The organism is Porticoccus sp. (genome assembly GCA_023261185.1).
GTDB classification, from domain to species: domain Bacteria; phylum Pseudomonadota; class Gammaproteobacteria; order Pseudomonadales; family Porticoccaceae; genus Porticoccus; species Porticoccus litoralis.
Genome location: JALRJN010000031.1, coordinates 1 through 3,377 on the forward strand (window position 1 = coordinate 1; position 3,377 = coordinate 3,377).

General features: G+C 52.0%; 4 protein-coding genes and 1 pseudogene. 2 read left to right on the top strand and 3 right to left on the bottom strand.

Annotated elements, in window-relative coordinates; genetic code table 11:
- The 3 genes from cgtA to rplU all read right to left on the bottom strand — a co-directional run.
- Window positions 1–1,061 (bottom strand): Obg family GTPase CgtA (gene cgtA, locus ACYZYZ_RS02465; protein ID WP_461483124.1); only part of this gene is annotated, 1,061 nt, incomplete at its 3' end.
- A gap of 146 nt (window positions 1,062–1,207) precedes the next feature.
- The gene (rpmA, locus tag ACYZYZ_RS02470) at window positions 1,208–1,465 is read right to left on the bottom strand and encodes a 50S ribosomal protein L27 (RefSeq protein ID WP_305170665.1); all 258 of its coding nucleotides are present in this window, start codon (window positions 1,463–1,465) and stop codon (window positions 1,208–1,210) included.
- 19 nt (window positions 1,466–1,484) lie between these two features.
- Window positions 1,485–1,799, bottom strand: coding sequence for a 50S ribosomal protein L21 (rplU, locus tag ACYZYZ_RS02475; RefSeq protein WP_305170664.1), 315 nt, complete (start codon window positions 1,797–1,799; stop codon window positions 1,485–1,487).
- Between the two features lie 248 nt (window positions 1,800–2,047).
- Here rplU and ACYZYZ_RS02480 point away from each other — a divergent pair, with 248 nt between their 5' ends.
- Window positions 2,048–3,010 carry a polyprenyl synthetase family protein gene (locus ACYZYZ_RS02480; protein WP_461483125.1) on the top strand — a complete coding sequence of 321 codons (963 nt, stop codon included), beginning with the start codon at window positions 2,048–2,050 and terminating at the stop codon, window positions 3,008–3,010.
- Window positions 3,011–3,183: 173 nt separating this feature from the next.
- Window positions 3,184–3,377, top strand: a pseudogene (locus ACYZYZ_RS02485) (3-hydroxyacyl-[acyl-carrier-protein] dehydratase FabA); the annotation flags it as partial.

A 3,377-nucleotide genomic window follows, 5' to 3' on the forward strand; every position in this document is an offset into this window, starting at 1 on the left:
CGCTGCATCGCCAGCTCTCGCTCTGCCGCGTCTGGATTGTTGCGCTCCTCATCCCAACAGTTTTCAAGATGTTCCAGGATATCGTGGCAGAGTTGTTTGGTACCGTCCCCCGACAACGCGCTGACCCGGTAAACGGGACCCTCCCAGTCCAGATCCTCGATAACGGCATTGCAGCGCTGTTCGCGTTCTTCTTCTGGCAGGAGATCCACCTTGTTCAGCACCAGCCAGCGCTCCCGACTCCAAAGCGTAGGACTGAAGCGATCCAGCTCATCCTCAATAATGGAAACGTTATCTGCTGGGTCCGAGACATCCGGCGGTGCCATATCTACCAGATGCAGTAATAAACGGGTTCGGGTGAGATGCTTTAAAAAGCGAATTCCCAGACCGGCACCTTCGGCAGCACCCTCAACCAGTCCCGGGACATCTGCGATCACAAAACTGCGGTACTTGTGGGGTTGTACCACACCAAGGTTAGGAACCAGAGTAGTAAAAGGATAATCCGCCACTTTGGGTGTAGCGGCAGAAACAGCCCGGATGAATGTCGATTTCCCCGCATTGGGCAAACCTACCAACCCTACATCCGCCAGGACCTTTAGCTCCAGGCGAAGTCTGCGAGCTTCACCCTCTTTTCCCGGCGAAGTCTGGCGGGGTGCACGGTTAGTACTCGACTTGAAACGCGTATTCCCCAAGCCGTGATAGCCCCCGTGAGCTACCATCAACCGCTGCTCAGGCTCGGTGATATCCCCCAATACCTCTTCGGTATCTTCGTCGATGACAGTGGTACCAACCGGTACTTTCAAGATCAGGTCTTCACCAGCTCGCCCGGTACAATTGCGGCTGCCCCCGCCCTGTCCATTCTGGGCCTGGAAACCACGCTGGAACCGGTAGTCCACCAAGGTGTTGAGGTTCACATCGCCTTCGAGATAAACCGAACCACCATCGCCGCCATCACCACCATCGGGGCCACCCTTGGCAATAAATTTTTCGCGACGAAAACTCAGGCAGCCATTGCCACCCTTACCCGCTTGAACGTGAATGGACGTTTCATCGACAAATTTCATGACAACAGTATACCGTGCTGTATCCAGAGGGAGGCTGCTCCCTATGAGTCAGCCAATTTAATAAATTGCTATTCACAACTACTTGAATTGTAACTGCAAACACAAAAAAACCCCGCCTAAGCGGGGTTTTTCAGTAGCTTCATGTCTTAGGCAGAAACTACATTCACATATCTACGGTTGTGAGGACCTTTAACTGTGAACTGAACTTCACCGTCAGCCGTCGCAAAAATAGTGTGATCGCGACCAATGCTTACGTTGTTACCCGCATGAAACTTGGTGCCACGCTGACGAACAATGATGTTGCCAGCAGTCACTTGTTCACCACCAAAGCGCTTCACGCCAAGGCGTTTACTTTCGGAATCGCGTCCGTTACGGGTACTACCACCAGCTTTCTTGTGAGCCATGATATTCTCCTATTTTCGATTAGCCAGCAGTGATGCCGGTAATTTTAACTTCGGTATACCACTGACGGTGGCCCATTTGATTGCGGTAGTGCTTGCGGCGTTTGAACTTGATAATTTTTACCTTGTCCCCACGGCCGTGGCTCAAAACCTCAGCAGTTACCTTGCCGCCCTCAACCAGAGGTGCGCCAATCTTGATGTTGTCGCCGTCTGCAACTAACAACACCTCGTTAAAATCGATACTTTCTCCGGTAGGAACTTCCAGCTTCTCCAGGCGAAGGTATTCCCCTTCCTGTACCCGGTGCTGTTTGCCACCGCTTTTAATGACTGCGTACATATAATGCTCCGTAATCGCTCATGCCTGTTCTAAGCCGGAAGAACGATTTCTCCACGGCCGGTTTTGCGAGGGCGGCAATTCTAAGTGAAAGTGATATCTATCGCAATAGGCAAATGCCCAGAAACAGGCCTTTGGCGGCTCTTCACTTGACAGTTTTAACAGCGCTAACTAGGATGCCATCGCACCTTTTTAGCGAGCAGCCATTACCTATCCCGCCCCGATAATCAACTGAAAAACAAGGCTCCGGCATGCTGCCATTTCACGAAGTGGTCAAATCCCAGTTTGACCAGGTCAACGAACTCATTGTCAACCAGCTGTATTCTGACGTGGGGCTGGTGGAAAACATCGGTCAATACATCATCGATGCCGGCGGCAAAAGACTGCGCCCACTACTTGTTCTACTGGCAGCCAATAGCTGTGGCTATAAGGGTGACAAACACATCGCCCTGGCTGCCATCATCGAATTTATCCATACGGCCACGCTGCTCCACGATGATGTGGTCGACACCTCTGACCTGCGTCGCGGTCGTGCCACAGCCAATGCCCGCTTTGGCAATGCGCCCAGTGTGCTGGTAGGTGATTTTCTCTATTCCCGCGCTTTCCAGATGCTAGTCGCCATTGGCAATATGGAGATCATGCGTATCATCGCCGACACTACCAACATCATTTCCGAGGGCGAAGTCCAGCAACTGATCAATGCGGGCAACCCGGATACCACTGAACAGGCCTACGAAGAAGTCATTCGCAAAAAAACCGCCCAATTGTTTGAAGCAGCAGCCCATACAGGAGCGGTTCTGGCTGGAGCTGATGAGCATATTTGCGAAGCCATGCGCCGCTATGGCTATCATCTCGGCATGGCGTTTCAGCTGGTTGACGACGCACTGGACTACAACGGCACAACGGAAGCATTGGGCAAGAACGTCGGCGATGACCTGGCAGAAGGGAAGCCCACCCTGCCCCTGATTTATGCAATGCAGAATGGCTCAGTTGAAGAAGCTGAACTGATTCGTACGGCCATCAGCGAAGGCGGTCTAGAACACCTCGATGCGATTATCCAAACCATACAGCGCTGTGGTGCCCTTGATTACACCATGCAACGTGCAAAACACCACGCAGATGAAGCTAAACGCTGTTTGTCAGGCCTACCGGTTTCTGCCGAATTGAACGCCATGGACGAGCTGGCCGACTTTTCTCTGAGCCGCTCTTTTTGATTCTTGGGCCTAATCTCAGTCAAGTATTCTGACGTCACTCTGGACTCCATCATCGCCACCTCACCAAAAGATGAGACCTATGTAGGACCCGGTTCTTCTGGACTTAGCAGGGATATCGGCTAAAATTCGCCCCTCGAAGGGAAACCAACCACACAGTAAAGGCAATACATCTTATGACCATTTTTGTTCCACAATCGCAAAATGCCTATACCCGCGAAGAAATCGTGGCGTGCAGCAACGGCGATCTCTTCGGTGAAGGCAATGCCAAACTGCCGGCCGACAATATGCTGATGGTGGACAGAATCACCCGTATTCATGCCGGCGAAGGCGAATACGGAAAAGGTCTGATTAAAGCTGAACTGGATAT

What these genes read in the sequence shown, in the direction of transcription:
- rpmA (WP_305170665.1), bottom strand. Translation starts at nt 1,465, where the DNA reads ATGGCTCACAAGAAAGCTGGTGGTAGTACCCGTAACGGACGCGATTCC.
- rplU (WP_305170664.1), bottom strand. Translation starts at nt 1,799, where the DNA reads ATGTACGCAGTCATTAAAAGCGGTGGCAAACAGCACCGGGTACAGGAA.
- ACYZYZ_RS02480 (WP_461483125.1), top strand. Translation starts at nt 2,048, where the DNA reads ATGCTGCCATTTCACGAAGTGGTCAAATCCCAGTTTGACCAGGTCAAC.